The following is a 2,361-nucleotide window of genomic DNA, read 5'->3' on the forward strand; positions in this document are numbered from 1 at the left end:
CGACCGCGGCCAGCGCGGCGGCCCGGTCGAGACCGGCCCTCGACACGAGTGCTCCGCCTTCATCGGCCACGAGAACGCCACGGTCTACGGCGCCGCCAAGGCCGGCCAGCTGTCCTACGCCCGCGGCCTGACCCACGAACTGAAGGCCCGGGGTATCCGCGTCAACGGCCTGAGCCCGGGCCCGACCGTCACCAACGCGTTCGCCCCCCTCGGCCCCGAACGCCAGGCCACCCTCTACGAGGCACTCCGCCGCACCGTCCCCCTCCACCGCCTCGGCACCGCCACCGAGCTGGCGAAGGCGGCCGTCTACCTCGCCTCCGACGAGTCCGCGTACACCGCCGGCACGGTGCTGCGGGTGGACGGGGGGATCGGGGAGCTCGCTTACTGAACCGAGGCCGGCCGGCCGGCCCACGCGGGCCGTGGGGGCGCGAGTCGTCGACGCGAATGCGTCAACAACTCTGCCGCCTGCGGCCGTTGGCGGCTCGGACGCGGCGAACGCATACTGAAGCCACGAACCGATGACACCGCCCCGGAACTCAGGAGTACGCGATGAGCACCGTCGTCCGCCGCGGCCACCGCAGTGCCGGTCTCCCCCGCCGTGCCAGGGTCCCGCTCCGTGCCTGGCTCCTGCTCGCGGCGTCGGTCGGGTCGATCGGACTCTCCTGCGTGGCCGTGTCGGCCGCGATTCCGGGCGACAGGGGCTCCGACGGTGCGGACGAGCAGCGCGAGACACCCTCCCGCGAGGAGGTCCTCGAATACTGGACTCCGGAGCGGATGGCGGAGGCGGAGCCCGCCGAGATGCCGAGCGTTCCGGTGGGGTGCTCGGGCTGGGGCTGGTTCACGCACACGCGCTGCTGGTGATCGTCCCGACCGGCCCCGCGCGACCGGGGTGGTCGGCCCCCCCTGCCCGGATGCGGCCACACGGCGCGACGGTCGTTTCACACCCTCGCCGAGGCGGGCTGAACCACCGGCCCGTCGACCCCCGAGGTCATCGCGGACGGGAAGCAGACCTTCATGACCGTCCGGGAACGCGCCGTCGACGACCTGGGCCCCTCCCCGGCCCGCAAGGAGCAGCGGCGGTCGGTCCTCAACCGCGCCCTCGGCCGACTGGCCGCCGTTTCCCGGCAGAAGACGACCGCCCGATCCGCCCCTGCCCGGCCGGTCACGCGGACACCCCGGACCCGCGCGGTCGGCCTTGGTGTCGCTCGGCGGCGGGGAGGCGTTGGAAGGCACGCCGATACGCGGTGGGTGTCGTCCGGGCCTCACGGGCGAGGTGGAACCGGAGGTTCGTCGCGGTCCCCAGGCCGGTCCGGCGGGCGATCTCCTCGACGCCGAGGCGAGTGGTCTCCAACAGCCGCCGGGCCGCCTGGAGGCGCTGGGCGTTGAGCCAGCGCAGCGGTGTGGTGCCGGTCTCCGCGGCGAACCGGCGGGCGAAGCTGCGGGGCGAGAGCGAGGCGCGGCGGGCCAGGTCCGCCACCGTCAGCGCGTCGCCGAGGTGCTCCAGTGCCCAGGCGCAGACGTCGGCCATGCCGCTGCCGTCGGTGGGCAGGGACTGGGGGATGTACTGGGCCTGGTCGGCCTCACGATGGGCCGGTACGACCAGGCGGCGGGCCAGCTCGGCGGCGGTGTCCGCACCCAGGTCCTCGCGCACCAGGTGCAGGCACAGGTCGATGCCCGCGGTGAACCCGGCGCTGGTCAGCACCGTTCCGGAGGCGACGTACAGGGGCGCGGGGTCGACGTCGACCAGGGGATGGCGGCCGGCGAGATCGGCGGCGTCCATCCAGTGGGTGGTGGCGCGGCGCCCGTCGAGGAGGCCGGCCGCCGCCAGCGCGAAGGCTCCGGTGCACACGGAGACCACGCGGGCCCCACGCGCCGCGGCGGCACGCAGGGCTTCGGTCACTTCGGGGGCGGGCGGATCGTGGGGGACGTAGCCCGGCACGATGACCGTGTCGGCCCCGGTCAGGGCCTCCAGCCCACGGGGCGCGACGAGATCGAACCCGGTGGATGTGACCACCGGCCCGGCCTCGGCGGCGCACAGGCCGAACCGGTAGAGCCCCGGGGATCCCGGGGCGCCGAAGACCTGCGCGGGAATGGCGAGATCGAGGGCGACGACCCCGGGAAGCGCCAGGGCGACGACGACATGCTGCATGGCAGAAACCTTACGTCTCACGTCATTTCTGCCTGTCGCGGCGATCGGGACCGTCCCGCACGATGGACGAACCGCCTGCCGACACGACTCTGACCAGGGAGAACCCAGATGCGTTTCCTCGACGCCGCCTCATTCACCGCGGAACGCCCGTGGGGCGCGACCGACCTCGCGGGCCTGGAGGACGCCACGGTCCGCCTGCACTGGACCGACCA

3 protein-coding genes are annotated in these 2,361 nt (G+C 74.2%); 2 read left to right on the top strand and 1 reads right to left on the bottom strand.

The features are described from left to right. Both RIF68_RS34525 and RIF68_RS34530 read left to right on the top strand, forming a co-directional pair. Positions 1-388 (top strand): SDR family oxidoreductase (locus RIF68_RS34525; RefSeq protein ID WP_309055436.1); only part of this gene is annotated, 388 nt, incomplete at its 5' end. 161 nt (positions 389-549) lie between these two features. After that, positions 550-861: a hypothetical protein gene (locus RIF68_RS34530; RefSeq protein ID WP_309055438.1), complete on the top strand. Its 312-nt coding sequence runs from the start codon at positions 550-552 to the stop codon at positions 859-861. A gap of 301 nt (positions 862-1,162) precedes the next feature. Here RIF68_RS34530 and RIF68_RS34535 read toward each other — a convergent pair whose 3' ends face one another. Next, positions 1,163-2,149, bottom strand: a complete 987-nt coding sequence (locus tag RIF68_RS34535) for a helix-turn-helix domain-containing protein (RefSeq protein WP_309055440.1) — start codon at positions 2,147-2,149, stop codon at positions 1,163-1,165. Positions 2,150-2,361: the final 212 nt, after the last annotated feature.

The sequence above is a fragment of the Streptomyces sp. genome (assembly GCF_031178505.1).
Taxonomy (GTDB): Bacteria; Actinomycetota; Actinomycetes; order Streptomycetales; family Streptomycetaceae; genus Streptomyces; species Streptomyces gulbargensis.

What these genes read in the sequence shown, in the direction of transcription:
- RIF68_RS34530 (WP_309055438.1), top strand. Translation starts at nt 550, where the DNA reads ATGAGCACCGTCGTCCGCCGCGGCCACCGCAGTGCCGGTCTCCCCCGC.
- RIF68_RS34535 (WP_309055440.1), bottom strand. Translation starts at nt 2,149, where the DNA reads ATGCAGCATGTCGTCGTCGCCCTGGCGCTTCCCGGGGTCGTCGCCCTC.